This is a genomic window from Oryzihumus sp. (genome assembly GCF_036391795.1).
In the GTDB taxonomy this organism is placed as follows: Bacteria; Actinomycetota; Actinomycetes; order Actinomycetales; family Dermatophilaceae; genus Oryzihumus.
Map to the genome: position 1 here is coordinate 1 of NZ_DASVZH010000301.1, position 2697 is coordinate 2697.

Here is a 2697-nt window from a genome sequence, read left to right on the forward strand (position 1 = left end):
GGCGACCGGGCTGACGCCCTCGCCCCGGCGGGCGTCGGGGACCCGGTGGTCGTCGGCCGCGCCCCACAGGCCCAGGGCGGCGCACACGCTGGGCAGCAGTGCGGCCGCGGCGCGCGCGTAGCCGGCGGGGGAGGGGTGGAACCGGTCGGCGCTGAACAGCTCGTGCGGACGCTCGGCGAACTCCGGGCCGAGCAGGTCACCGAGGGACACGGTGCGGCCCCCGGCCTCGACCACCGCGACGGTCTGGGCGGCGGCCAGGTCGCGGGACCAGCGGCGGGCCAGCAGCCGCAACGGCTGGGCGACCGGCTCGATCGTGCCCAGGTCCGGGCAGGTGCCGACGACGACCTCGGCCCCGGCGGCACGCAGCGAGCGCACCGTCTGCTCGAGGTGGCGCACGGCGACGGCCTTGTCGATCCGGTGGGTGACGTCGTTGGCGCCGATCATGATGAGCGCGATGTCGGGGTGCGGCACCTCCTCCAGGGCGTTGGCCAGCTGCACCTCCAGCCCGGAGGACTCGGCCCCGACGACGGCCACGTTGGTCAGCCGCACCGGCCGGCCCATGAAGGCGGACACGCCGTTGGCGACGATCGCGCCGACGGTCTGGTGCGCGCTGTCGGCGCCCATCCCGGCCGCGGAGCTGTCGCCGAGGACGACGAGCTGGACCGGCTCACCCAGCCCCGCGCCATACACGGCGTTGTCGTCGGGGGAGCCGTCGAAGGGCTGGCCGACGACGCGGCGGGCGAGCTTGGCCTCGAGCTTGAGCACCGCGAAGCCGATCAGGCCGAGGGCGCCGATGCCCGCAGCGCCGACGCCACCGCCGTAGGCGGCGGTGGCTGCGATCCTGCGTGCGCGTCGTGCCCTGCCCATCAAGCCTCACCTCGCGTGTCGATCGTGTCCCACCGGGTGCCCTCGCGGCTCCACCACGGTAACGAGGGACATCCGCCGAATGTGCCGTGGGATGCCCTCGTACGCAAGGTGGGTCGGCACAGGTGGACGCGCCGTCGGCCACGGGGGAGAAGCACCGTCCGGAGTCTGAGACGATGGGGGGCGTGAAGTACGCCGAACACATCGCCGACCTCGTCGGGAACACGCCCCTCGTCAAGCTGAACGCCGTCACCGAGGGCATCACCGCCACGGTGCTGGCCAAGGTCGAGTACATGAACCCCGGCGGGTCCGTGAAGGACCGCATCGCGCTGCGCATGGTCGAGGCCGCGGAGGCCTCCGGCGAGCTCAAGCCGGGCGGCACGATCATCGAGCCGACGTCGGGCAACACCGGCGTCGGCCTGGCGCTCGTGGCCCAGCGCAAGGGCTACAAGTGCATCTTCGTGTGCCCTGACAAGGTCGCCGAGGACAAGCGCAATGTGCTGCGGGCGTACGGCGCCGAGGTCGTGGTCTGCCCGACCGCGGTCGCGCCGGACCACCCCGACTCCTACTACTCGGTCAGCGACCGGCTGGTGCGCGAGACCGAGGGCGGCTGGAAGCCCAACCAGTACGCCAACCCCGAAGGCCCCAACAGCCACTACGCCACCACGGGCCCCGAGATCTGGGCCGACACCGAGGGCAAGGTGACCCACTTCGTGGCCGGCGTCGGCACCGGCGGCACGATCAGCGGCACCGGTCGCTACCTCAAGGAGGTCAGCGAGGGCGCGGTCCGCGTCATCGGCGCCGACCCCGAGGGCTCGGTCTACTCCGGCGGCACCGGGCGCCCCTACCTGGTCGAGGGCGTCGGCGAGGACTTCTGGCCCACCGCCTACGACCCGTCCGTGGTCGACGAGATCATCGCGGTCAGCGACGCCGACTCCTTCGCCATGACCCGGCGCCTGGCCCGCGAGGAGGGCCTGCTCGTCGGCGGCTCCTGCGGCATGGCGGTCGTCGCGGCCCTGCGCGCGGCCAAGGACCTGGACCCCGACGACGTCGTCGTCGTGCTGCTGCCGGACTCCGGGCGCGGCTACATGTCCAAGATCTTCAACGACGACTGGATGGCGTCCTACGGCTTCCTCAAGGAGGTCGGCCAGCGCACGGTCGGCGAGGTGCTGCACGCCAAGTCCGGCGACATCCCGGCCCTGGTGCACACCCACCCGACGGAGACGGTGCGCGACGCGATCGAGATCCTGCGCGAGTACGGCGTCTCGCAGATGCCGGTCGTCAACGCCGAGCCGCCGGTCATGGCCGGCGAGGTCTCCGGCGCGGTGAGCGAGCGTGACCTGCTCGAGGCGCTGTTCACCGGAGAGGCGCACCTGGCCGACCCGGTCGAGAAGCACATGGGCAAGCCGTTGCCGCTGGTCGGTGCCGGCGAGCCGGTGTCCGAGGCCCGCCACGAGCTGGAGACCTCCGGCGCGATCATGGTCATCGAGGACGGCAAGCCGGTCGGCGTGCTGACCCGGGCCGACCTGCTGGGCTTCCTCGTCGACTGAGGACGGCCCGTCCGAACACCGCTCAGCCCGCGTTTCCGGCCCGCCTCGGCCCGGAAACGCGGGCTGATGCGTGTCCGGGGGTGGAGTGGCGTGACGCCAGGGTGGTCAGGGCCAGGCCCATGACGACACAGACGGTGTTGGTCACCGGGTCGACCGGCACGAACAGCAGGATGCTGCTGGCGAACGCGGCCGGCGCCAGCCCGCTGGCCACGTAGCCGAGCAGCCCGAACGACGCCAGCGCCCCGCCGAGCCCGGCCACCACCGTGGGCCAGACCGGCCCCGG

At 72.9% G+C, this 2697-nt stretch carries 3 protein-coding genes; 1 reads left to right on the forward strand and 2 read right to left on the reverse strand.

What is annotated here, in order from left to right; translation table 11 throughout:
• On the reverse strand, positions 1–867 hold an 867-nt coding region (locus VF825_RS18500), incomplete at its 3' end, for an SGNH/GDSL hydrolase family protein (protein WP_331116138.1).
• A 182-nt stretch (positions 868–1049) separates the two neighbouring features.
• Here VF825_RS18500 and VF825_RS18505 point away from each other — a divergent pair.
• The gene (locus VF825_RS18505; protein ID WP_331116140.1) at positions 1050–2414 is read left to right on the forward strand and encodes a cystathionine beta-synthase; all 1365 of its coding nucleotides are present in this window, start codon (positions 1050–1052) and stop codon (positions 2412–2414) included.
• A gap of 22 nt (positions 2415–2436) precedes the next feature.
• Here VF825_RS18505 and VF825_RS18510 read toward each other — a convergent pair.
• Positions 2437–2697 (reverse strand): hypothetical protein (locus VF825_RS18510; RefSeq protein ID WP_331116142.1); only part of this gene is annotated, 261 nt, incomplete at its 5' end.